The 22,398-nt window shown below is 58.1% G+C and carries 24 protein-coding genes; 13 read left to right on the top strand and 11 right to left on the bottom strand.

Going from position 1 to position 22,398, the window contains the following annotated elements:
* Positions 1-215: 215 nt before the first annotated feature.
* The gene (locus tag AC0Z4S_RS17055; protein WP_485623852.1) at positions 216-1,334 is read right to left on the bottom strand and encodes a sugar diacid recognition domain-containing protein; all 1,119 of its coding nucleotides are present in this window, start codon (positions 1,332-1,334) and stop codon (positions 216-218) included.
* A 171-nt stretch (positions 1,335-1,505) separates the two neighbouring features.
* Here AC0Z4S_RS17055 and AC0Z4S_RS17060 point away from each other — a divergent pair, with 171 nt between their 5' ends.
* From AC0Z4S_RS17060 to rarD, 3 genes are all read left to right on the top strand, one after another.
* Positions 1,506-2,816, top strand: a complete 1,311-nt coding sequence (locus AC0Z4S_RS17060; RefSeq protein WP_039762752.1) for an MFS transporter — start codon at positions 1,506-1,508, stop codon at positions 2,814-2,816.
* A 179-nt stretch (positions 2,817-2,995) separates the two neighbouring features.
* Complete coding sequence (locus tag AC0Z4S_RS17065) at positions 2,996-4,009, top strand: aldo/keto reductase (protein WP_485623853.1); 1,014 nt, start codon at positions 2,996-2,998, stop codon at positions 4,007-4,009.
* A gap of 257 nt (positions 4,010-4,266) precedes the next feature.
* Complete coding sequence (gene rarD / locus AC0Z4S_RS17070; protein WP_485623854.1) at positions 4,267-5,148, top strand: EamA family transporter RarD; 882 nt, start codon at positions 4,267-4,269, stop codon at positions 5,146-5,148.
* A gap of 145 nt (positions 5,149-5,293) precedes the next feature.
* Here the strand turns inward: rarD and hppD are convergent, their stop codons facing one another.
* Complete coding sequence (hppD, locus tag AC0Z4S_RS17075) at positions 5,294-6,370, bottom strand: 4-hydroxyphenylpyruvate dioxygenase (protein ID WP_016774910.1); 1,077 nt, start codon at positions 6,368-6,370, stop codon at positions 5,294-5,296.
* Positions 6,371-6,721: 351 nt separating this feature from the next.
* On the opposite strand from hppD, the gene AC0Z4S_RS17080 reads away from it, so the two are divergent.
* Together AC0Z4S_RS17080 and AC0Z4S_RS17085 are read left to right on the top strand one after the other, a co-directional pair.
* Positions 6,722-8,257 (top strand): EAL domain-containing protein, encoded by a 1,536-nt coding sequence (locus AC0Z4S_RS17080; RefSeq protein ID WP_485623855.1) that lies wholly within the window; start codon positions 6,722-6,724, stop codon positions 8,255-8,257.
* 225 nt (positions 8,258-8,482) lie between these two features.
* The gene (locus AC0Z4S_RS17085) at positions 8,483-8,848 is read left to right on the top strand and encodes a histone-like nucleoid-structuring protein, MvaT/MvaU family (protein ID WP_485623856.1); all 366 of its coding nucleotides are present in this window, start codon (positions 8,483-8,485) and stop codon (positions 8,846-8,848) included.
* A gap of 216 nt (positions 8,849-9,064) precedes the next feature.
* Here the strand turns inward: AC0Z4S_RS17085 and AC0Z4S_RS17090 are convergent, their stop codons facing one another.
* The gene (locus AC0Z4S_RS17090; RefSeq protein WP_253502282.1) at positions 9,065-9,583 is read right to left on the bottom strand and encodes a DUF4946 domain-containing protein; all 519 of its coding nucleotides are present in this window, start codon (positions 9,581-9,583) and stop codon (positions 9,065-9,067) included.
* 137 nt (positions 9,584-9,720) lie between these two features.
* On the opposite strand from AC0Z4S_RS17090, the gene gloA reads away from it, so the two are divergent.
* A complete protein-coding gene (gene gloA, locus AC0Z4S_RS17095) occupies positions 9,721-10,242 on the top strand; it encodes a lactoylglutathione lyase (RefSeq protein ID WP_039762746.1) in 522 nt (173 codons plus the stop codon).
* Positions 10,243-10,495: 253 nt separating this feature from the next.
* Here the strand turns inward: gloA and ahpF are convergent, their stop codons facing one another.
* The 3 genes from ahpF to AC0Z4S_RS17110 all read right to left on the bottom strand — a co-directional run bounded on the left by ahpF (position 10,496) and on the right by AC0Z4S_RS17110 (position 13,822).
* The gene (gene ahpF / locus AC0Z4S_RS17100) at positions 10,496-12,058 is read right to left on the bottom strand and encodes an alkyl hydroperoxide reductase subunit F (RefSeq protein WP_485623857.1); all 1,563 of its coding nucleotides are present in this window, start codon (positions 12,056-12,058) and stop codon (positions 10,496-10,498) included.
* A 124-nt stretch (positions 12,059-12,182) separates the two neighbouring features.
* On the bottom strand, positions 12,183-12,746 hold the full coding sequence (ahpC, locus tag AC0Z4S_RS17105) for an alkyl hydroperoxide reductase subunit C (protein ID WP_485623858.1): 564 nt from the start codon (positions 12,744-12,746) through the stop codon (positions 12,183-12,185).
* A gap of 137 nt (positions 12,747-12,883) precedes the next feature.
* On the bottom strand, positions 12,884-13,822 hold the full coding sequence (locus tag AC0Z4S_RS17110) for a site-specific integrase (protein ID WP_253502288.1): 939 nt from the start codon (positions 13,820-13,822) through the stop codon (positions 12,884-12,886).
* Positions 13,823-13,999: 177 nt separating this feature from the next.
* Here AC0Z4S_RS17110 and AC0Z4S_RS17115 point away from each other — a divergent pair, with 177 nt between their 5' ends.
* Positions 14,000-15,016 (top strand): DNA-binding protein, encoded by a 1,017-nt coding sequence (locus tag AC0Z4S_RS17115; RefSeq protein ID WP_253502291.1) that lies wholly within the window; start codon positions 14,000-14,002, stop codon positions 15,014-15,016.
* Here the strand turns inward: AC0Z4S_RS17115 and gorA are convergent.
* Positions 15,013-16,371, bottom strand: a complete 1,359-nt coding sequence (gorA, locus tag AC0Z4S_RS17120) for a glutathione-disulfide reductase (RefSeq protein ID WP_485623859.1) — start codon at positions 16,369-16,371, stop codon at positions 15,013-15,015. The genes AC0Z4S_RS17115 and gorA overlap by 4 nt on opposite strands.
* A 129-nt stretch (positions 16,372-16,500) precedes the next feature.
* Positions 16,501-17,340: a UTP--glucose-1-phosphate uridylyltransferase GalU gene (gene galU, locus AC0Z4S_RS17125; RefSeq protein ID WP_024013124.1), complete on the bottom strand. Its 840-nt coding sequence runs from the start codon at positions 17,338-17,340 to the stop codon at positions 16,501-16,503.
* A gap of 258 nt (positions 17,341-17,598) precedes the next feature.
* Between galU and AC0Z4S_RS17130 the strand changes: the two genes are divergently transcribed.
* Together AC0Z4S_RS17130 and AC0Z4S_RS17135 are read left to right on the top strand one after the other, a co-directional pair.
* Positions 17,599-17,784 carry a hypothetical protein gene (locus AC0Z4S_RS17130; RefSeq protein ID WP_485623860.1) on the top strand — a complete coding sequence of 62 codons (186 nt, stop codon included), beginning with the start codon at positions 17,599-17,601 and terminating at the stop codon, positions 17,782-17,784.
* 140 nt (positions 17,785-17,924) lie between these two features.
* Complete coding sequence (locus AC0Z4S_RS17135) at positions 17,925-18,212, top strand: hypothetical protein (RefSeq protein WP_042606852.1); 288 nt, start codon at positions 17,925-17,927, stop codon at positions 18,210-18,212.
* A 3-nt stretch (positions 18,213-18,215) separates the two neighbouring features.
* Here the strand turns inward: AC0Z4S_RS17135 and AC0Z4S_RS17140 are convergent, their stop codons facing one another.
* Both AC0Z4S_RS17140 and AC0Z4S_RS17145 read right to left on the bottom strand, forming a co-directional pair.
* Positions 18,216-18,446: a hypothetical protein gene (locus tag AC0Z4S_RS17140; RefSeq protein ID WP_471878592.1), complete on the bottom strand. Its 231-nt coding sequence runs from the start codon at positions 18,444-18,446 to the stop codon at positions 18,216-18,218.
* A 72-nt stretch (positions 18,447-18,518) separates the two neighbouring features.
* Positions 18,519-18,875 carry a hypothetical protein gene (locus tag AC0Z4S_RS17145; RefSeq protein ID WP_253502297.1) on the bottom strand — a complete coding sequence of 119 codons (357 nt, stop codon included), beginning with the start codon at positions 18,873-18,875 and terminating at the stop codon, positions 18,519-18,521.
* 211 nt (positions 18,876-19,086) lie between these two features.
* On the opposite strand from AC0Z4S_RS17145, the gene AC0Z4S_RS17150 reads away from it, so the two are divergent.
* From AC0Z4S_RS17150 to ada, 4 genes are all read left to right on the top strand, one after another.
* On the top strand, positions 19,087-19,389 hold the full coding sequence (locus AC0Z4S_RS17150; protein ID WP_007912251.1) for a DUF1883 domain-containing protein: 303 nt from the start codon (positions 19,087-19,089) through the stop codon (positions 19,387-19,389).
* Between the two features lie 34 nt (positions 19,390-19,423).
* Entirely contained in the window at positions 19,424-19,588 is a 165-nt protein-coding gene (locus AC0Z4S_RS17155; protein WP_485623861.1) for a hypothetical protein, read from the top strand.
* A gap of 8 nt (positions 19,589-19,596) precedes the next feature.
* A complete protein-coding gene (gene alkB, locus AC0Z4S_RS17160; RefSeq protein ID WP_485623862.1) occupies positions 19,597-20,268 on the top strand; it encodes a DNA oxidative demethylase AlkB in 672 nt (223 codons plus the stop codon).
* Between the two features lie 80 nt (positions 20,269-20,348).
* Entirely contained in the window at positions 20,349-21,410 is a 1,062-nt protein-coding gene (ada, locus tag AC0Z4S_RS17165) for a bifunctional DNA-binding transcriptional regulator/O6-methylguanine-DNA methyltransferase Ada (protein ID WP_485623863.1), read from the top strand.
* On the opposite strand, the gene acuI is transcribed toward ada, so the two are convergent.
* On the bottom strand, positions 21,400-22,383 hold the full coding sequence (acuI, locus tag AC0Z4S_RS17170; RefSeq protein ID WP_485623864.1) for an acrylyl-CoA reductase (NADPH): 984 nt from the start codon (positions 22,381-22,383) through the stop codon (positions 21,400-21,402). The two genes, ada and acuI, sit on opposite strands and share 11 nt — an antisense overlap.
* Between the last annotated feature and the right edge of the window lie 15 nt (positions 22,384-22,398).

Genomic DNA, 22,398 nt, shown 5'->3' on the forward strand with positions numbered 1-22,398 from the left:
GAATTCTCCGGTTGCATTGGCGTTCATGCTGCCAGTCGGCCCGCGCCTTGACGCCGGTCGGGTGCACAAGGGCGGGAGATGATTGTTGTTCATTTCCACAAAAACCTTGCATTGGATGTGCCGCCCCCTTCGCGAGCAAGCTCGCTCCCACATTTTGAAATGCATTACAGATGTGGGAGCGAGCTTGCTCGCGAAGGGGCCATTGAAAACACCGATCAATCCGGATCCGTCTGCGGCAACAGCTGCACCCCCAGATACAACGCCAGCATCCCGTCCAGCTTCAACGGATCAACCCCGCTCAACTCGGCAATCCGTTCCATGCGATAGCGCAGGCTGTTGCGATGAATGCCCAACGCCTCGGCGCAGGCCTGACTCTGACCGTCGTGCTCGCACCAACTGCGCAGGGTCGCCAGTAACTGGCCGTTGCTGTCCTTGGCGATGACCTTGCGCAGTGGCTTGAGCAGTTCGTCCAGCGCATCGTCGTTGCGATGGCGCCACAACATGACCGGCAAGCGATAGCGATTGAGCGTCAGCAGCCGCGAGTGCGGCAACACGTCTCGACCATAGGCCAGTAAATCGCCGACCCGTCGATAGCAACGACGCAACCCGGCCAGGCCATCCGCCTGCCCCCCGACGGCAATGCGCAGAACCTTCCAGCCGAGGCCATCGAGTTTTTCCAGCAGTCGATCATGCTCGACGTTCTGGCTCGCCGGGCGACACCAGAGCAGCGAAGACTTCGCCGAACTCACGCACCAACTGTCGGGATAACGCGACGTCAGCCATGCACTCAAAGCTTCTACGGTTTGCCCCGGTCCGTGCTCAAGCCCCAGTTCAAACAGGTACGGCACCCGCGTCAATTGTGGTTTTAGCCCGAGCTGCTGCGCTTCGTCGAGCAGACGCGGCGAATCCCCCGCCTCGCTCAACAGCAACGCCAGCAGATCATCGCAACGCTGGCGCCGCCATTGCTGCTCGGCCTGCTGATTGCGCTGGCCGACAAGCATTTCGGCGGTCATGCGCACCAGTTCGGCGTAAGTGCGCAATTGCTCCGGCTCGCCAGTGAGGCCAAGCACGCCAATCAAACGCTGATCGAGCAGCAGCGGCAGATTGATCCCCGGTTGCACGCCTTTGAGGTGCACCGCAGTCTGCGCATCGATTTCAACCACACGCCCGTTGGCCAGCACCAGTTGCGCGCCTTCATGTCGGGTGTTGATACGTTCCGGTTCGCCGCTGCCGAGGATCAGGCCCTGACTGTCCATGACATTGACGTTGTACGGCAAAATGGCCATGGCCCGGTCGACGATGTCCTGGGCAAGGTCGTGATCGAGTTCGAACATAGCGGCGGTAATCCTTCAGTTCAGGCACGAACGGTTGTTCAGCCGCACAGGGTCTGGCGGCAAACCCTGTGCTCAGGCACAAAGACAATCCGGCCAAAGGTGGCCGAGACTCTCAGGGCGATCAACGTTACCCTTTGCATCGCAAAAAATCATAATAAAGAGAGAGCCGCTATGTCGCAGAGCGCCGCAGCTACCCAGACCATCGACGACGGTAAAAACGCCGTCTACAAACGCATCACCCTGCGTTTGATTCCCTTCATTTTCATCTGCTACCTGTTCAACTACCTCGACCGGGTCAACGTTGGCTTCGCCAAGTTGCAGATGCTCGATGCACTGAAATTCAGCGAAACCGTCTACGGCCTCGGCGCCGGGATTTTCTTCATCGGCTACGTGCTGTGCGGCGTGCCGAGCAACCTGGCACTGACCCGCTTCGGACCACGGCGCTGGATTGCCTTGATGATGATCACCTGGGGCACGCTGTCGACCTGCCTGCTGTTCGTCACCACGCCAACCGAGTTCTACACCCTGCGCTTTTTCACCGGGGCCGCTGAAGCCGGTTTCTTCCCGGGCGTCGTGCTGTATCTCTCGCAGTGGTTCCCGACCTTCCGTCGTGGGCGGATCATGGCGTTGTTCATGTCGGCAATCCCGGTGTCCGGTTTGCTCGGCAGCCCGTTTTCCGGCTGGATCCTCAATCACTTCGCCGCCGGCCAGGGTGGTCTTGCCGGCTGGCAGTGGATGTTCCTGCTGCAAGGCATCCCGACGGTGATCCTCGGTGCGCTGGCGTATTTCCTGTTGAGCGACAGCTTCGCCAACGCCAAATGGCTGACCGCCCACGAACGTTCGGTGCTCGAAGCCGACCATGCCGAAGACCTCGCCAACAAACCGAAAACCGCCACCGACTCGCTGCTCGCGGTGTTCAAGAACCCGGCGATCTGGGCCTTCGGCCTGATCTATTTCTGCATCCAGAGCGGCGTCTACGCGATCAACTTCTGGCTGCCGTCAATCATCAAGAACCTCGGTTTCAGCGATAACCTGGTGATCGGCTGGCTGAGTGCGATTCCGTATCTGCTCGCAGCAGTGTTCATGCTGGTGGTCGGCCGCTCGGCAGATTTGCGCAAGGAACGCCGCTGGCACCTGGTGGTGCCGATGCTGATGGGCGCTGTCGGGCTGGTGATCGCAGTGAATTTTGCGGCGAATCCGGCGATTGCGATTCTTGGCCTGACGATCGCAACCATGGGCGCATTGACCGGTCTGCCGATGTTCTGGCCGGTGCCGACGGCGATGCTGAGCGCGGGCGCGGCGGCTGGCGGTCTGGCCTTGATCAACTCGATGGGGCAGATGGCGGGGTTCTTGAGCCCGTACCTGGTGGGTTGGGTCAAGGACAGCACCGGTTCGACGGATGCGGCACTGTATGTGCTGGCGGCGGTGATTGTCGGCGGGAGTCTGTTGGCGTTGCGGATGACGCGGACGTTGCGGGCTTAATCAGAGGCGCAGATCAAAAGATCGCAGCCTTCGGCAGCTCCTACTTTGCAATGCGTTACCTGTAGGAGCTGCCGAAGGCTGCGATCTTTTTGCGTTTAACCAACGCAACAATTCACTTTGCGGGCTCTGACGCTTCTGGTATTTGATTAAACCCTTCCCACCGACAAAAGGATTTCGGCATGAGCTATCGCACATTGGGCCATTCGGGCTTGCAGGTCTCCACGCTCACCCTCGGCACAATGATGTTCGGCGAGCAGACCAGCGCAGAGGACTCGCTGCGGATCATCGACAAGGCCTGGGATCAGGGCATCAATTTCATCGACACCGCCGACGTCTACACCAATGGCCGTTCCGAAGAAATCGTCGGTGAGGCGATCGCCCGCCATCGGCACGAATGGGTGCTCGCTACCAAGGTCGGTTTCGGCCCGGTGGACGGTGTGCCGAACCGCAGCGGTCTGAGCCGCAAACATATTTTCAACGGACTCGAAGCGAGCCTCACGCGGCTCGGCACTGACTACGTCGACATCTATTACCTGCACCGCGAAGACCACAACACGCCCCTGGAAGTCAGCGTGTCGGCAATTGGCGACCTGATTCGCCAAGGCAAGATTCGCTATTGGGGCTTGTCGAACTATCGCGGCTGGCGGATCGCGGAGGTGATTCGCATCGCTGACAAACTTGGCGTTGATCGACCGGTGATAAGCCAGCCGCTTTACAACATCGTCAACCGCCAGGCTGAGACCGAGCAGATCACCGCCGCGCAAACCTATGGTCTTGGTGTGGTGCCCTACAGCCCGCTGGCCCGTGGCGTGCTCAGCGGCAAGTACGCACCCGATGTGACCCCAGACGCCAACAGCCGCGCCGGACGGCAGGACAAGCGCATCCTCGAAACCGAGTGGCGCGTGGAGTCGTTGCGCATTGCCCAGCAGATTCAGCACTACACCGAGCAGCGCGGCGTCGGCATGGTCGAGTTTGCGATTGCCTGGGTGTTGAACAACAGCGCGGTGGCCTCTGCGATTGTCGGGCCACGAACCGAGCAACAGTGGGACGCCTATACGCGGGCGCAGGCCGTGAAGATCACGGCCGAAGACGAGGCGTTCATTGATTCGCTGGTGACACCGGGGCATGCCTCGACACCGGGTTTCAACGATGTGAGCCATTTTGTGTCGGGGCGTAAACCGCGTCAGGCCTAAAACTGCACAAACGGGGGATAAGTGGCGTGAGCAGAGTGCGGGTTTTACGCAATCAAATGTGGGAGCGAGCCTGCTCGCGAAGCGGCAACGGACGCGACATTTATACTGAAGCTGCTGGCCCCTTCGCGAGCAGGCTCGCTCCCACAGGTTTTGTGCTTAGCTCCTGAATGTGGGAAATAATGAGCATCCGCTCAATATTCAGCACAAAAACCACGTATCCTGCGCGCCCTGTTCAACCATCACGCCGCGAGGACAGTTTGTCTAAAGGTATCGCTTTATCGGTTTCAGCCTCAGTGCTGTTTGCCGTCATGTATTACTACACGTCGCTGCTGACGCCTCTGAGCGGTGTGGAAATCTTCGGCTGGCGGATGCTCCTGACCGTGCCGTGCATGACCTTGTTCATGCTGGTGTCCGGGGAATGGCGTCGGGTGCTGGAGTTGGTTCGGTTGATGGCAGCCAGGCCGAAACTGATTGCCGGACTGCTGATTTCTTCCGCCCTGCTCGGCGTGCAGTTGTGGCTGTTCATGTGGGCGCCGCTCAACGGCTACAGCCTGGATGTGTCGCTGGGCTACTTCCTGCTGCCACTGGCGATGGTGCTGACCGGGCGGATTGCGTATGGCGAGAGCCTGTCCAGGCTGCAAAAGATCGCGGTGGTTTTCGCCAGCCTCGGCGTGTTGAACGAGTTGTATCAGGTTGGCGGATTTTCCTGGGCGACACTGGTGGTCGTGGTCGGCTATCCGCTGTATTTCGTGCTGCGCAAATACCTGAAAACCGACAACCTCGGTGGGCTGTGGGTCGACATGACCCTGATGCTGCCGGTCGCCTACTGGTTTGTGCAGGGAGGTGAACAAGGGCTGGCAGTGTTCGATCAATACCCGGCGTTGATGTGGCTGATTCCGCTGCTCGGCCTGATCAGTGCTTCGGCGCTGGTGGTGTACATCATCGCCAGCCGCTTGCTGCCGTTCAGTCTGTTTGGGTTGTTGAGTTATGTGGAACCGGTGTTGTTGCTTGCAGTGGCATTGTTGCTCGGGGAAAGCATCAAGTCCGGAGAATGGCTGACCTACATCCCGATCTGGCTGGCGGTGGTGGTGCTGGTTTTCGAGGGCTTCAAGCATTTGACGCGCCAACGCCGCTCCTGAATGCAAAAGATCGCAGCCTTCGGCAGCTCCTACATTTGGAATGCGTTTTTCCTGTAGGAGCTGCCGAAGGCTGCGATCTTTTGATTCTGAAAAAAATCCCGGCCCTGCATCTCTGCAGGCCGGGATTTTTCATTTCAGGTGCAAATTACTCGGTGGTCAGCACACCACGACGCACCTGGTCACGCTCGATCGATTCGAACAGCGCCTTGAAGTTGCCCTCGCCGAAACCATCGTCGCCCTTGCGCTGGATGAATTCGAAAAACACCGGGCCCATCAGGGTTTCCGAGAAGATCTGCAACAGCAGGCGCTTGTCGCCCTGCTCCGACGCGCCGTCGAGCAGAATGCCGCGCGATTGCAGCTGATCGACCGGCTCGCCGTGATTTGGCAGACGACCTTCGAGCATTTCGTAGTAAGTATCCGGCGGCGCGGTCATGAAGCGCATGCCGATTTTCTTCAACTGATCCCAGGTCTTGATCAGGTCGTCGGTGAGGAATGCAACGTGCTGGATGCCCTCGCCGTTGAACTGCATCAGGAACTCTTCGATCTGGCCCGCGCCTTTGGACGACTCTTCGTTCAACGGGATGCGGATCATGCCATCCGGTGCGGTCATGGCTTTCGAAGTAAGACCGGTGTACTCGCCTTTGATGTCGAAGTAACGGATTTCACGGAAGTTGAACAGCTTCTCGTAGAAGTTCGCCCAGTAGGCCATGCGACCGCGATAAACGTTGTGAGTCAGGTGGTCGATGATCTTCAGGCCGGCACCGACCGGGTTGCGATCAACGCCTTCGATGAACACGAAGTCGATGTCGTAGATCGAGCTGCCTTCGCCGAAACGGTCGATCAGGTACAGCGGCGCGCCGCCGATGCCTTTGATCGCTGGCAGATTGAGCTCCATCGGACCGGTTTCGATGTGGATCGGCTGAGCGCCGAGTTCCAGTGCACGGCTGTAGGCTTTCTGCGAATCCTTGACGCGGAACGCCATGCCGCAAACGGACGGGCCGTGTTCGGCAGCGAAGTACGAGGCGACGCTGTTGGGTTCGTTGTTGAGGATCAGGTTGATCGCGCCCTGACGGTACAGGTGCACGTTCTTGGAACGGTGGGTCGCGACTTTGGTGAAGCCCATGATCTCGAAGATCGGCTCCAGCGTGCCGGGAGTCGGCGCTGCGAACTCGATGAACTCAAAGCCCATCAGGCCCATTGGGTTTTCGTATAAATCTGCCATGGTGACGCCTCATCATTTCTTATCAATTAACCAGGGTTATTTGTCAGGAAAGTGATGGAGTGGGAGGCGCACAGGAGATGCCGCGCACGCTGCGAGCGAGGAAGTCTCCGTAGATCAGTTGAAACCCGAATATCTTCATTGTCGACCCAAGGCTTTTGCGGGCGAGGCTTCTGCTGCCAGAAGACGATTATTATTGTATGCGTAACCCGATTCTACACAGCGTAACCTGACCTGTCTGCCCTCTCCATGAAATCTGTTCAGTCGCGCACGGCACAAAAGCTGGCTGCCATCTATTCTCCCCTCTGGCTCAATTGTTTACCGGGCCCGACTTCCATGCCACAGGATGTGCCCATGCCGTTGACCCGCAGACCCCGCCGCAAACGCAGCACCCGCAACGTTCTGACTTTGCTAAGCGGCCTGCTGCCAATCGTGCTTGGCAGTGTGATTCTCTACATGCAGGCAGAACGCACTTTGCAGCAAAGCGCCGGAGAAACTGCCGAGCAAGCGTTGCGACAGTTCGACTTGATGCTCGATAACACTGCAGAAGCCGCCCGGATTCTGTTGCCGCTTGCCGGGAAAAATTGCGAAGAGGTGAAACTGGCCCTGCGTGAGCAGGTGACCCGCCGCCCTTTCGTACGCTCGACTAATCTGGTCTGGGATAACAATCTCTACTGTAGTTCGCTATTCGGCCAGTTCAACGAAGCTGTCAATGCCGGCGACTACCATGATGGCAAACTGTGGCTGATGAACGGCAACCCGGTCACGCCCAACACGGCATTGTTGATTTATCGCCTCAGCGACGGTCGCGGCGGCGCGCTGACCACCCTTGATGGTTATCACCTGAGCAATATCCTGCGCCTGATCGGCCGCCAGACATTACTGATGTTGCAGGTGGGCGAGAATTGGCTGTCCGCAGACGGCAAAGTGCATCAGGGATCCCTGCCCGCCCTGCCGGTAGCGCAGAGCATGCTGGAATCCGAGCGTTACGGTTTCAACGTGTCGGCAGGTTTCGCCGAGGGCGAAATCTGGCGTTACATGGCGGCTGAGTATCCTCCGCTGTTCAGTCTGTTGATTTTCTTCGGTGCAGTCTCCGGAGCCATTGGCCACTTCGTCCAAAAGCGATCGACCTCGCCGAGCCACGAAATGCTCCGCGCGCTGGAAGCCGGGGAGTTCATTCCTTACTTCCAGCCCGTGGTACATGGTGACAGCAAGCAATGGTCAGGTGCTGAAGTGCTGATGCGCTGGAATCATCCTAAAGAGGGCCTGGTACGCCCGGATCTGTTTATTCCGTTTGCCGAGCATTCGGGCTTGATCGTGCCGATGACCCGCGCCCTGATGCAACAGACTGCGGTCCTGCTGGGGCCGCCCTCCGCAGCCTTCGCCAAACCTTTTCATATCAGCATCAATATCACCGCCAGCCACTGCCAGGATCTGGAGCTGGTCGAGGATTGTCGTGAACTCCTGGCGGCGTTTGCGCCTGGCAGCGTCGAACTGGTGCTGGAATTGACGGAGCGCCAGCTGGTCGAGCCGAACGACATCACCCTGCAGCTCTTCGAGCAGCTGCATGCACTCGGTGTAAAAATCGCAATCGACGACTTTGGTACCGGACATTCAAGCCTTGGCTATCTGCGCACCTTCAATGTCGACTTTCTGAAGATCGATCAGAGCTTCGTGGCCATGATCGGTGTAGACGCGTTATCAAGGCATATTCTCGACACCATTATCGAGCTGTCGGCCAAACTGGACTTGGGCATTGTTGCCGAAGGTGTCGAAACTCAGGCCCAGGCTGATTACCTGACCGAGCATAACGTTAATTTTTTGCAGGGCTATTTGTACGGTAGACCAATGCCTGGCACTGATTTCCTCGACGCATTAACTCATCATTAAGTCGCCGACATGGTCCGCCGAACAGCCGCACCAAATTGATACAAAAGGTCATTGTTGTTACATGACGACAACATCAGGATTTACTCTTGTCGCATTAACTACTACAATTTTTTCAACCTGAGCCAGACTTGCAGGTGAGCCAATTCACCGAGTCGCTTCCAGGCTCTTGGCTTATAGCTTTGTTTGCGGTTGGTATCAGCCAAACACACTATTGGAGTAAAGATATTGTCCAGACTCGCTGAATTTCGCGCAGCTGAAAAGGCCCTTCAGGAACAGCTCAAACAGCTGGAATCGCTGAAGAACGATGCCGGGCTCAAGAAAGAAATCGAATTCGAAGAAAAGCTCCAGGGACTGATGAAAACCTATGGCAAAGGCCTGAAAGACATCATCGCCATCCTTGACCCGAACCCGGCAAAATCGGGCCTGCAGCTGTCCGCGGCGCCGAAGACCCGCCGCGCTCGCGTGGTCAAGGTTTACCAGAATCCGCACACCGGCGAGCTGATCGAAACCAAGGGCGGCAACCATCGCGGCCTCAAGGCCTGGAAAGAACAGTACGGTGCAGCCACCGTTGATTCCTGGTTGCGTGGTTGATCTGACGCCAACAAAAAGCCCTGCCCGATGCAGGGCTTTTTTATTGACAATATCTAACAAATGAAATGATTTTCATCGAACAAGTTGGAAATTTGTGTAACGTTACTGAATCATCAGGCTAAACATTTTGCTGCGCAATGTTGCTACGAGAAGCGGGATCAAACTTTGTGCTTAATCCTTTTCGGCATTCACAGCCCTGCTAGTTAGTACGGACGTTTATAATTTCAGGCTGTTGCGTGCCGCCTCTATGTCGTCTGCACTCGCCTTATAAACCTCGGCCTGACCGGCATATGAAAGTACATATGCCTTGTCTGTTTCCACGGCGGCTACCAATGTTTGTGATAATACGTGTCGGCCGTTTTCAGTCACCGTGCAGGTCGTTTCCAAGCCGCTCAACGAACCGAGTGCTGCCGGGTGAATCCGGTTGCAGACGCTCTGATAGCCACTGCGGAAAAAATCCTTCTGAATGGATTTGCGCATCTCCAGCAGCACGCCTTGCAGATTGACCTGATGCCCCGCTTCCACTTGAGTCATGGTCAACTCCATCACCATCACCTGATTACCATCGGCGTCGAGCTTTACCGCCCTTTGCCGCGAGACTGGCGGCGCGCTGCCGGGCAATGCTTCAACCTTCCAGCCAGCCGGCCAGGTGATGCTCGGTTCGGCAATTGCAGGAAAAACCATGCCCAACGACAAAGCCAAAAAAACAAACACGGATTTCAACAGTCGGATCATTGCCGGACGCACTCGTAGATAGAAGGCAAAGTCTGAGCCCCGCCCTCGCGCAGGGCAAGCCCGCCTTGCATTTGGCGATGCCGGCCGGCATGCGTATCATTGCGCCCATACACTTGCCCATTGTTAATGGAGGGCCCATGAGCCTCAACGAACTGAACACTTTTCCCGGCGTGACTGCCACGCCAGACAGCGCAACCCGCAACTTCGTGTTCAACCACACCATGCTGCGCGTCAAGGACATCACCAAGTCGCTGGACTTCTACACCCGCGTGCTGGGTTTTTCGCTGGTGGAGAAGCGTGATTTCCCGGAAGCCGAGTTCAGCCTGTACTTTCTCGCGCTGGTCGATAAAGCGCAGATCCCGGCCGACGCGGCTGCGCGCACCGAATGGATGAAATCGATCCCGGGCATTCTCGAACTGACCCACAACCATGGCACAGAAAACGATGCCGACTTCGCCTATCACAACGGCAACACCGATCCGCGTGGTTTCGGCCACATCTGCATATCGGTGCCGGATATCGTCGCGGCATGTGCGCGTTTTGAAGAGCTGGGTTGCGATTTCCAGAAGCGCTTGACCGATGGCCGCATGAAGAGCCTGGCCTTCATCAAGGATCCGGATGGCTACTGGGTTGAAATCATTCAGCCTGCGCCGCTGTAAAAGCTTAAAAGCCCCTCACCCTAGCCCTCTCCCAGAGGGAGAGGGGACTGATTGGGGGATGTTGGAGAATTACACCGACCTGAACGATTGGCGGTGAATCCATAATCGACTGGATCTGTCAGGTTGACAGAAAACGCCAGACCGCTCGGTCGGCTCCCTCTCCCTCGGGAGAGGGCTGGGGTGAGGGGCAGCTTTACGCGTGCATAAAAAAACCCATGATCGCTCATGGGTTTTTTCGTTTTCGGCCTGGCAATTACGCCGGTGCCGAAGTCCGGATCAAGTGATCGAACGCACTCAGCGAAGCCTTGGCGCCCTCGCCTACCGCAATCACGATCTGCTTGTACGGCACAGTCGTCACATCACCCGCTGCAAAGATCCCCGGGATCGAAGTCTCGCCCCGGTTATCGACAATGATCTCGCCACGCGGCGACAGCTCGATGGTGCCCTTCAGCCAATCGGTGTTCGGCAGCAACCCGATCTGCACGAAGATGCCTTCCAGCTCGACCGTACGCAGTTCATCAGTGGTGCGATCCTTGTAGCGCAGGCCGTTGACCTTCTCGCCGTTACCGGTGACTTCAGTGGTTTGCGCACTGGTGATCACGGTGACGTTCGGCAGGCTGTGCAGCTTGCGTTGCAGCACGGCGTCAGCACGCAGCTGTACATCAAACTCCAGCAGCGTGACGTGCGAGACGATACCGGCCAGATCGATGGCTGCTTCAACGCCGGAGTTACCGCCGCCGATCACCGCCACACGCTTGCCCTTGAACAGCGGGCCGTCGCAGTGCGGGCAGTACGCCACGCCTTTGTTGCGGTATTCCTGCTCACCCGGGACGTTCATTTCGCGCCAGCGTGCACCGGTCGCGAGAATCACACTCTTGGCTTTCAGGGTTGCACCGCTGGCGAAGCGGACTTCGTGCAGCTCGCCATTCTTGCCCGGGATCAGCTTGTCGGCACGTTGCAGGTTCATGATATCGACGTCGTATTGCTTGACGTGCTCTTCCAGTGCCGTGGCCAGTTTCGGACCTTCGGTTTCCTGTACGGAAATGAAGTTCTCGATGGCCATGGTGTCCAGCACCTGACCGCCGAAGCGCTCAGCGGCAACACCGGTGCGAATACCTTTACGTGCAGCATAAATCGCTGCCGACGCACCGGCCGGGCCACCGCCAACAACCAGCACGTCAAAGGCTTCCTTGGCGCTGATCTTCTCGGCCTGTCGCACGATGGCGCCGGTGTCGAGTTTGGCGAGGATTTCTTCCAGGCCCATGCGGCCCTGGCCGAAGTTTTCGCCGTTCAGGTAGATGCTCGGTACGGCCATGATCTTGCGATCGTTGACTTCGTCCTGGAACAGCGCGCCGTCGATGGCGACGTGGCGGATGTTCGGGTTGAGCACGGCCATCAGGTTCAGCGCCTGAACGACGTCCGGGCAATTCTGGCAAGACAGCGAGAAGTAAGTCTCGAAGCTGAACTCGCCTTTGAGCGAGCGGATCTGCTCGATCACTTCAACGCTGGCCTTCGATGGGTGGCCGCCGACTTGCAGCAGGGCCAGCACCAGAGAGGTGAATTCGTGGCCCATCGGGATGCCAGCAAAACGCAGGCTGATGTCGGCTCCGGGGCGGTTGATCGAGAACGATGGCTTGCGGGCATCGTCACCGCTGTCGATCAGGGTAATCTGGCTCGAAAGACTGGCAACGTCTTTGAGCAGGTCGAGCATTTCACGGGATTTCGCACCGTCGTCGAGGGATGCAACGATCTCGATCGGTTGGGTGACCCGTTCCAGGTACGATTTCAACTGGGCTTTAAGATTGGCGTCCAACATACGGGCGATTTCCTTTATTTGAGGCGAAAAAAAGCCCGAGCGAATCTCGCCCGGGCATTTTTATTGGGCGGTGCAGCTAACTTATGAAGGTGCGGCGTACCGCCCTGCGTTGCATGTCACAGACTCAGATCTTGCCGACCAGGTCCAGCGACGGAGCCAGAGTGGCCTCGCCTTCTTTCCACTTGGCCGGGCAAACTTCGCCTGGGTGTGCAGCGACGTACTGAGCAGCCTTGATCTTGCGCAGCAGCTCGGAAGCGTCACGGCCAACGCCGCCATCGTTCAGTTCAACGATTTTGATCTGGCCTTCAGGGTTGATCACGAAGGTGCCACGGTCAGCCAGACCAGCTTCTTCGATCAGCACGTCGAAGTTGCGGGAGATGACGTGGGTCGGGTCGCCGATCATGGTGTATTGGATTTTGCCGATGGCTGGCGAAGTGTTGTGCCAGGCAGCGTGAGCAAAGTGGGTGTCGGTCGAAACGCTGTAGATTTCCACGCCCAGCTTCTTGAATTCAGAGTAGTTGTCGGCCAGGTCTTCCAGTTCGGTCGGGCAGACGAAAGTGAAGTCGGCTGGGTAGAAGAACACCACGGACCACTTGCCTTTCAAGTCAGCATCCGAGACTTGAACGAAGTCGCCGTTTTTGAACGCGGTAGCTTTGAACGGTTTTACTTGGCTGTTGATGATAGGCATCGATGACTCTCCGTCAGGGGTTATGAAGTTGATGGGTGAATCCTACCCACTCACTCGACGGAAGGCTCATTGGCAAACCTGATACTGCTGATTTGTTTTCGCTATTAGCTGACTGTATTAATAGAAGAAAACGATCTCTACGGTTGATCCGGCTTATCCATAATCCGAGCCATTCCCTGGAATGGGCTGACCTCAACATAGCGCATGGCGGATTTCATGTCCTTCCAGCCGACGTAACTCATCAGCGATTTCAGATCCCAACCGCTTTGATGCGCCCAGGTTGCAAAGCCGCGCCGCAACGAGTGACTGGTATAACCGGCGGCGGCAATCCCGGCGCGCTGCAAGGCCTGGCGCAGCAGAGGAATGATGCTGTTGGCGTGCAAGCCCTCTTCGCTCAGATTGCCCCAGCGATCAATGCTGCGGAAAACCGCGCCGCGTACCAGCGCGGCTTCCGTAATCCAGTCGATGTAAGCCTGCACCGGGCACAGTTTCAACAGCGCTGGCGCCTGATAGGTCTGCCCGAGATTTTCCCGATCACCCTTGCTGCGCGGCAGATACAAAGTGATTCCCTTGCCAGCACTCGCCTGCACATGCTCGATCTGCAAGCGGCACAACTCATCGCTGCGAAAGCCCCGCCAGAATCCCAACAGAATCAGCGCGCGATCACGATAGGCCTTGAGCAACGTCGGGCGGTCCTGTTCCTGCCGGGCGGTCTGCGCCTCGTGCTCCAGCCAATCGATCACTCGCTGCAGATCCTGCAGTTGCAACGGCTCGGCCTGTTTTTCCTGCGCCGGATGCAAGGCGCGAATCCCCTTGAACACCTTGCGCACCACTGGCGCCTTGGTCGGGTCGGCAAAACCCTGACTGCTGTGCCACTGCGCCAGCGCCGACAGACGCAGTTTCAGCGTATTGATCGACAACACGCCGGCGTGCTCCACCAGATAACGCGCAACGCTGTCGGCGGTGGCCGGCAGGAAACCGCCCCACGACACCTCGAAATGCTCGATGGCCATGCGATAGCTGCGGCGGGTGTTGTCACGGGTGGCGGCTTGCAGATAGCGATCAATGTCACTCATGGGCAGTTTTCTCGCTGGCGTACTGGATCAGGCATGCAGATGCGCATTTTGCCGACTGACACTGGGTAATACCAGTATATCCCGTCTGTTTTATTTCAAGGATTTACCTAAAAGTTCAGCATGGTACACTGCGTACTTTAGTGGCATGTACCACAGTACGTAACCGTAGGAGTTCACATGGCCCGTGGCGGCATTACTAAAGCACTGGTGCAAATCGCGCGCACTGCGATTCTGGCTCGCGGCGAACACCCGAGCATCGATGCAGTACGCATCGAAATGGGCAACACCGGCTCGAAAACCACGATCCATCGCTATCTGAAAGAATTGGACGATGGTGCCCAGCCGACAGAAGCGTCGGCAGAACCGATCGATGATGAGCTGACCGCCCTCGTCTCGCGCCTTGCTCAGCGCCTGAAAGAACAGGCGCAGGAACCCATCGAGCAAGCCCGCGAGCAGTTCGAAGAGCAACGCGAAGCGCTGGAAGCCGAGCTGAAACAGGCTCGCCAGGCGCTGGAAAAACTCGAACACGACCACGATATTCAGGGTGCCGCGCTGCAACGCGAATCCGAAGCGCTGAGCAACACCCGCTCGATGCTGCAAACCGAACAGACGCGCAACGCTGGTCTGAATCAGGCATTGGCCGACTTTGAATTGCGCTTGCAGGACAAGGACGAGCAGATCCGCTCACTGGAAGAAAAGCACCTGCACGCCCGCGATGCGCTGGAGCATTACCGCAATGCCACCAAGGAACAGCGCGAGCAGGAACAGGCCCGCCACGAAGGACAAATCCAGCAGATCCAGGCAGAACTGCGCCAGGCTCAGCAGAGCGCGCTGGTGCGTCAGGATGAGATCACTCAGCTGCACCGCGACAACGAACGCCTGCTCACCGAGAACCGTGGCACCCAGCGCGAGCTGAACCTGCTGCAGGACCAGCTCAAGCAGAGTAATCAGCGTCAGGATCAATTGCTCGAACAGGCCACACGAATGGACAGCGAGCGCACCCTGCTCCAGGAACGTCTACGCGTGGCGACACTGGAAAGTCAGGCACTCAAGCAGAGCGTCGACGAGCAGACGCAGCTAAATCAGTCACTGGAAAAGGAATTGCTCAAGGCTCAGGCAAGCCTGGAAGACAGCCAGCGTCTGGCGGCTGCCGTTGCGGCAGCGCCAGACTCGGCCAAAGCGAAGGATGCTTAAGCGCTGACCGGCGTGCGCATGGTGACGAACTCTTCGGCGGCCGTCGGGTGCACCCCGATCGTGTCGTCGAAGTCGCGCTTGGTGGCGCCAGCCTTCAAGGCAATCGCCAGGCCCTGCACGATCTCGCCAGCGTCCGGGCCGACCATATGGCAGCCAAGCACCTTGTCAGTCCTGGCGTCGACCACCAGTTTCATCAGGGTTTTCTCCTGACAGTCTGTCAGGGTCAGCTTCATCGGGCGGAAGCGACTCTCGAAAATCACCACCTCATGGCCGCATTCGCGCGCTTCTTCTTCGCTTAAACCAACCGTGCCGATATTCGGCAGACTGAACACGGCGGTCGGGATCATCTTGTAATCCACCGGGCGATATTGCTCTGGCTTGAACAAGCGTCGAGCCACGGCCATGCCTTCGGCCAGTGCGACAGGGGTCAGTTGCACGCGACCGATGACGTCACCCAGCGCCAGAATCGACGGTTCGGTGGTCTGATACTCGTCGTCGACCTTGATGAAGCCCTTGTCGTCGAGCTGCACATCGGTGTTTTCCAGGCCCAGATTGTCCAGCATCGGACGTCGGCCGGTGGCGTAGAACACGCAATCGGCTTCGAGTACGCGACCATCCTTGAGCGTTGCTTTGAGGCTGCCATCGGCCTGCTTGTCGATGCGCGCGATGTCGGCATTGAATTGCAGATCGAGGCCACGCTTGGTCAGCTCTTCCTGCAGATGCTTGCGCACCGAGCCGTCGAAACCGCGCAGGAACAGATCGCCGCGATACAGCAGCGTGGTGTTGGCACCGAGGCCATGGAAAATTCCGGCGAATTCGACCGCGATATAGCCGCCGCCGACCACCAGCACACGCTTGGGCAATTCCTTCAGGAAAAACGCTTCGTTCGAACCGATCGCGTGTTCATGCCCCGGGATCTCGGGGATCTGCGGCCAGCCGCCGGTGGCGATCAGAATGTTTTTCGCGGTGAAGCGCTTGCCATCCACCTCAACCTCGTGCGGCCCGACAATTTTCGCGTGTGCCTCGTGCAGGGTCACGCCGCTGTTGACCAGCAGATTGCGATAAATACCGTTGAGACGATTGATCTCGCGATCCTTGTTGGCGATCAGCGTGGCCCAGTCGAAGTTGGCTTCGCCCAGGTTCCAGCCGAAACCGGACGCCTGTTCGAAGTCCTCGGCAAAGTGCGCACCGTAGACCAACAGCTTTTTCGGCACGCAACCGACGTTGACGCACGTGCCACCCAGATAACGGCTCTCGGCCACCGCCACTTTCGCCCCAAAGCCGGCAGCAAACCGCGCAGCCCGCACACCGCCGGAACCGGCACCAATCACATAAAGGTCAAAATCGTAGGCCATTTCTATCTCCTCGGCAGGCCATCAGCATACCCGCAGTCATCCATTGGGCAAGCACTGCTGTCCATATAAGGGCGGAAAATGAAAAAGCCACCCGAAGGTGGCTTTATCTTGCAGACGGGGCAAATGCTATTAGTAAGCCTTGCCAGTCTTGTAGAAGTTTTCGAAGCAGAAGTTGGTCGCGTCGATGTAGCCTTCAGCGCCACCGCAGTCGAAACGCTTGCCCTTGAATTTATAGGCCATGACGCAGCCGTTCTGGGCCTGCTTCATCAGGGCGTCGGTGATCTGGATTTCACCGCCCTTGCCTGGCTCGGTCTGTTCGATCAGATCGAAGATATCGGGGGTCAGGATGTAACGACCGATGATCGCCAGGTTCGACGGCGCGTCTTCCGGCTTTGGCTTTTCGACCATGCTGTGCACGCGGTAGATGTCGTCGCGGATCATTTCGCCAGCGATGACACCGTACTTGTTGGTTTCCTGCGGATCGACTTCCTGAATCGCGACGATCGAGCAACGGAACTGCTTGTACAGCTTGACCATCTGGGTCAGGACGCCGTCGCCATCGATGTTGACGCACAGGTCGTCCGCCAGAACCACGGCGAACGGCTCGTCACCGATCAGCGGGCGGCCAGTCAGGATCGCGTGGCCCAGACCTTTCATTTCGGTCTGACGGGTGTAGGAGAACGAGCACTCGTCCAACAGTTTGCGGATACCGACCAGGTATTTTTCCTTGTCGGTGCCCTTGATCTGGTTTTCCAGCTCGTAGCTGATGTCGAAGTGGTCTTCCAGAGCACGCTTGCCACGACCGGTAACGATGGAGATTTCAGTCAGACCCGCGTCCAGTGCTTCTTCAACGCCGTACTGGATCAGTGGCTTGTTTACCACCGGCAGCATTTCTTTAGGCATGGCTTTGGTCGCTGGGAGGAAGCGAGTGCCGTAACCGGCTGCTGGAAACAAGCATTTCTTGATCATATAAGTCCTTGAAAAGGCTGTGTGTACGAGTTTCGAGGCAGTCTAATCAGGCGGCGTGCGCCTTACAATGCCCCGCGCTGGCTAACCGATGCCAACATAGAGAAATATTCGCGCGGATAGTTCCGTCGAGGTTTTTCAGCGGCGAATTCAGCGTAGCCCAGGATCGTGAGCATCGGGGTCACCATACGCTTATCAGGCCCCGATGCGAGCATTTGCCGCTATTATGGCGCCTTTGAACCAGCGAATGAGACAGACTAGATGGCCGCGGTAAAAATCATCAACGGGTATGTGATCGACAAGAAAGACGGGAAATGGACGCTGACCACCACTAATGGCGAACACATCGCCGGGCCTTTCGACAGTGAGCAGATGGCGACGGACGTGGCCTCGGTGTTCACCGATACGCCTCCATCACCCAAGCGTCGTGGCAAAGATCAGGACTGATCCCGTTGCCGCACGTCCCGGGCCCTGCCAGCACGCAGGGCTTTTTTGTGCCTTGTTGGCAAACAAGTGGCCAATCGCTATAACCTTTTCATCGCGGCGCTGTCAGAGCCTCCAGTCCCCCAATTGAAGACCACGCAACCATGAACCTGAACAAACTGCAGCCGCTCTTCGCGGCATTGGTACTGAGCGGCTGTGCCACCTCGCAGCCGACCTATCTGAACAATGGCGAACAGGGCCTGAGCATCGATTGTTCCGGCGAAGCCAACTCCTGGGCGATGTGCTACGAGAAGGCCGACGCTTCTTGCGCAGGCACCGGCTATCGCATCGTCGGCACCGACGGCACACCGGCGCCAAAGGAAGATGATAAAACCCTCGGCGTCGACGTCGGCAATTACAAGACCCGCAACGTCGTGGTCGTGTGCAAATAGCCGCTACATATGGATTTCGGCGAACTTGATCCCGAGGCCACGGACGACCTCGATCAACTCGTCGAGCCGACTGAAGGACTCGACTTCATCATTGTCATCCACCAAAAAGTAACTGCGCCCTGCACTCTTCTTGAAAAACACGATCCATTCACCCGGATTCGCCGGGTTCTGGATGACATGGGTGGCAGAGATCAGGCCCTCTGCGTGGCGCTCGCGCACGTGCTCTCGCTTCATCGCAACTCCAAAAATGACGATGCCGTCACAGCAGGACTGTGACGGCATCGGGTGCTGATGTTCGGTAGTCTATCAGCCGGAAATACAGGCGTTCGCGGCTTTCTGCACATCGTGAGGGCGGACCGGCACATTGGACATGCGCTCATGCAGTTTGATGCTGCTGCCGCCAGCGCGATCTTCGATATCAAATACCGCCGCCGGGCCTGAAGAAAGTTTGCCCGGGACGATCACCCGAACCCCGTCTTTCTGCGCCTGGACCTGCAACGCACCACGGCTGTCAGCGAGTTTGTCGGTCAGGCACTGCGCGTACTCCTGGGGCTTTTTACCGGAGATCACGCTCATGGTTGGCAGCGTTTCATTGATTTCGGAAACATTTGCACAACCGGCCATCGCCAGAATCAACGGCACACACACCACACCCCACTTCATATGAATCCTCCGTTAAAGACCGTCCGACAGCACAAACGCCGCTTTTCTCCGGGGCCTTGTGCATTTAACCCGCCTGCCATGGCGAAGTTCTGTTCAAAATTTGTCAAAGCAACGCCCGACGGCCAGATAATAACCCGTGCGGGCTGATAAACTGCGCCCATCGACAAGCTATCGTTTTGATTTAGTAGAAAAAGCCCTTCTGGAGGCGCCCATGAAATTCATTCACCAGCGCGAGCACCTCAACGAAGACGACATCGTCGTCATTCAATGCTCGCAGATGTGCAACATCCGTTTGATGAACGACGCCAACTTCCGCAGTTTCAAAAACGGCGGCCGTCATACCTATCACGGCGGCGCGTTCGACACCTTCCCGGCGCGTATCACCGCACCGAGCACCGGCTTCTGGAACATCACCATCGACACCGTCAACCGCCGCGCAATCAGCGTGACGCGCAAGCCGACCCTGACCCATTCGATCAAGATCATCCGTCGCTCCAGCACCAAACTGAGCTGAGACGCGCAGCCTATTCTGAAAGGAAACCACCACCGTGGCGCAAACAACCAAATACGTGATCAAGTACAAACTGGACGGCGAGCAGCGTTTCGAATTCGCCGAGCTGGAAAACGGCACTGACGAGGAAGCGAAAGTAGCGCTGAAAAAAATGCACTCTGATGAAGAACTCAGTGACATCAAGGTCAGCAAAGCGCTGTAACCAACACCATGCAACCGACCACGTTTGACCTGTTCGCCGACAACGAACCCGTACAGCAACCCCGCACCGAGCAGATCGGTGAACAATCGTGGGTGCTGCGCGGATTCGCCTTGCCTCGGGTCGAGCAACTGCTGACGGAGCTAGAAGCTATTCTTGCCGTCGCCCCGCTACGCCACATGGTCACGCCCGGCGGTTTCAGCATGTCGGTCGGCACCAGCAGTTGCGGCCAGTTGGGCTGGATCACCGATCGCAGCGGTTATCGCTATTCCAGCGTCGATCCACTCAGCGGGTTGCCGTGGCCGTCGATGCCAGCGATGTTTGCCGATCTGGCGCACGAAGCGGCGGAACGGGCCGGCTTCAAGGACTTCCATGCCGACTCCTGCCTGATCAACCAATACGTCCCCGGCGCCAAGATGTCGCTGCATCAGGACAAAGACGAAAAAGGTTATGCCGCGCCCATCGTTTCGCTGTCGCTAGGTTTGCCGGCAATGTTTCTGTTCGGCGGCTTCGAGCGCAGCGATAAAAGCCAGCGCATCCCGCTGCTGCATGGCGACATGGTGGTCTGGGGCGGCGTGGATCGCCTGCGCTATCACGGCGTGCTGCCAATCAAACCCGGCCGTCACTCACGCTTGGGTGAACGACGCATCAACATCACCTTCCGCGTCGCCGGGGATCAGTAAAAGTTTGACCGCAAGGCGCGGAGTGTTGCGAGCTACGATGCTGGTTAACCTGAGTCAAACAGGTCAACGGATTCCCTCCCATGGACACACTTTCAAACACGATCAGCATTGAAGACGATCCACGCTGGGCTGCCGTGGTAGCTCGCGATCCGAGTGCTGACGGGCAATTTGTCTACGCGGTGAAGACCACCGGCGTCTATTGCCGGCCGAGCAGCCTTGCACGCCTCCCAAAACGACAGAACGTCGAGTTTTTCGAAACCGCCGAACTGGCTGAAGCCGCCGGATATCGGCCAAGCAAACGCGCCAGCAGAGATCAGAACGACGCTCAGCACGCAGCGATCATTGCTGCGGCTTGTCGTCAGATCGAGGCGTCCGAGACTTTGCCGACGCTCAACAGCCTCGCAACCAGCGCGGGCCTCAGTCCGTTTCATTTTCACCGGGTATTCAAAGCCGTGACAGGCTTGACTCCCAATGGTTACGCCCTGGCGCATCGTTCACGCAAGCTGCGTGCGCGACTGGCCGACGGCGGCTCGGTGACTGATGCGTTGTATGACGCTGGCTTCAATTCCAACAGCCGTTTCTACGAATCAGCCGATCAACTGCTGGGGATGAAGCCCACCGACTACCGCGCCGCCGGGCAGAACAACGACATTCGCTTCGCCGTCGGCCAATGTTCGCTCGGGGCGATTCTGGTGGCACAAAGCGAGCGCGGGATCTGCGCGATTCTGCTCGGTGACGATCCGCATCAACTGGCCTGCGACCTTCAGGACCAGTTTCGCAACGCCAACCTGATCGGCGCCGACCACGAATTTGAACAGTTGATCGCCGGCGTCGTCGGATTTGTCGAAGCACCGGCGACAGGCTTGAACCTGCCGCTGGATATACGCGGCACCGCGTTTCAGGAGCGCGTCTGGCAGGCGCTGCGCGAGATCCCCGCAGGCAGCACCGCCAGTTACGCAGAGATCGCGCAACGCATTGGCGCGCCGACTTCGATGCGCGCCGTGGCCCAGGCTTGCGGGGCCAATCGCCTGGCGGTGGCCATCCCCTGCCACCGCGTGGTGCGCAGTGACGGCAATCTTTCCGGCTACCGCTGGGGCGTCGAACGCAAGCGTCAGTTGCTCGCGCGCGAATTCAACGATTGACGTCGACCACCACCCTGCCCCGCAGTTGCCCGGCAAGCAGTTTGGGCGCGGCTTCGAGGGCTTCGCTCAAACTGATTTCGTTGCTGATCAGCTTTAGCAAGGAGAAATCCAGATCCCTGGCCAGTCGGTCCCAGGCCTCGATACGGCGCGCTTTGGGCTGGGTCACGCTGTTGATCCCGGCCAGCGTCACACCGCGCAAAATGAAAGGCGCTACCGAGGCCGGGAAATCCATGCCCTGGGCCAGTCCGCACGCCGCGACCACACCTTCCGAGCGTGTGCTGGCGCAAGCATTCGCCAGCGTGTGACTGCCGACCGAATCGACCACCGCCGCCCAGCGCTCTTTAGCCAACGGCTTGCCCGGCTCGGACAAGGTGGCCCGATCGATGATTTCTGCGGCGCCCAGTTGCTGCAGATATTCATGCTCGGACACCCGGCCCGTGGACGCCACCACCCGATATCCCAACTTGCTGAGCAAGGCGATGGCAAAGCTGCCGACCCCGCCATTGGCGCCGGTGACCAGCACTTCGCCTTGATCCGGCGTCACGCCATGCCGCTCCAGCGCCAGAATGCACAGCATCGCCGTGTAGCCTGCGGTGCCGATGGCCATGGCTTGCGCGGGGGTGAAAGCTTCGGGCAGTGGAATCAGCCAGTCACCGTTGAGCCGGGCCTTCTGCGCCAGGCCGCCCCAGTGGTTTTCACCGACGCCCCAACCGTTGAGCAGCACTCGATCGCCCGCCTTGAAATCCGCGTGCGAACTGGACTCGACCGTTCCCGCCAGATCGATCCCCGGCACCATGGGAAACTTGCGCACCACCGGACTGCTGCCGGTGATCGCCAGCCCATCCTTGAAATTCAGGGTGCTGTACGCCACGTTCACGCTGACGTTGCCTTCGGGCAATTGTTGCTCATCGATTTGCTGCAGGTCGGCGCGATAACCGTTGTCGTCTTTGTCGATCAGAATGGCGTTGAACATGACGGCCTCTCGAAG

The sequence above is a fragment of the Pseudomonas sp. 1L-B-1-E-C1 genome (assembly GCF_057291835.1).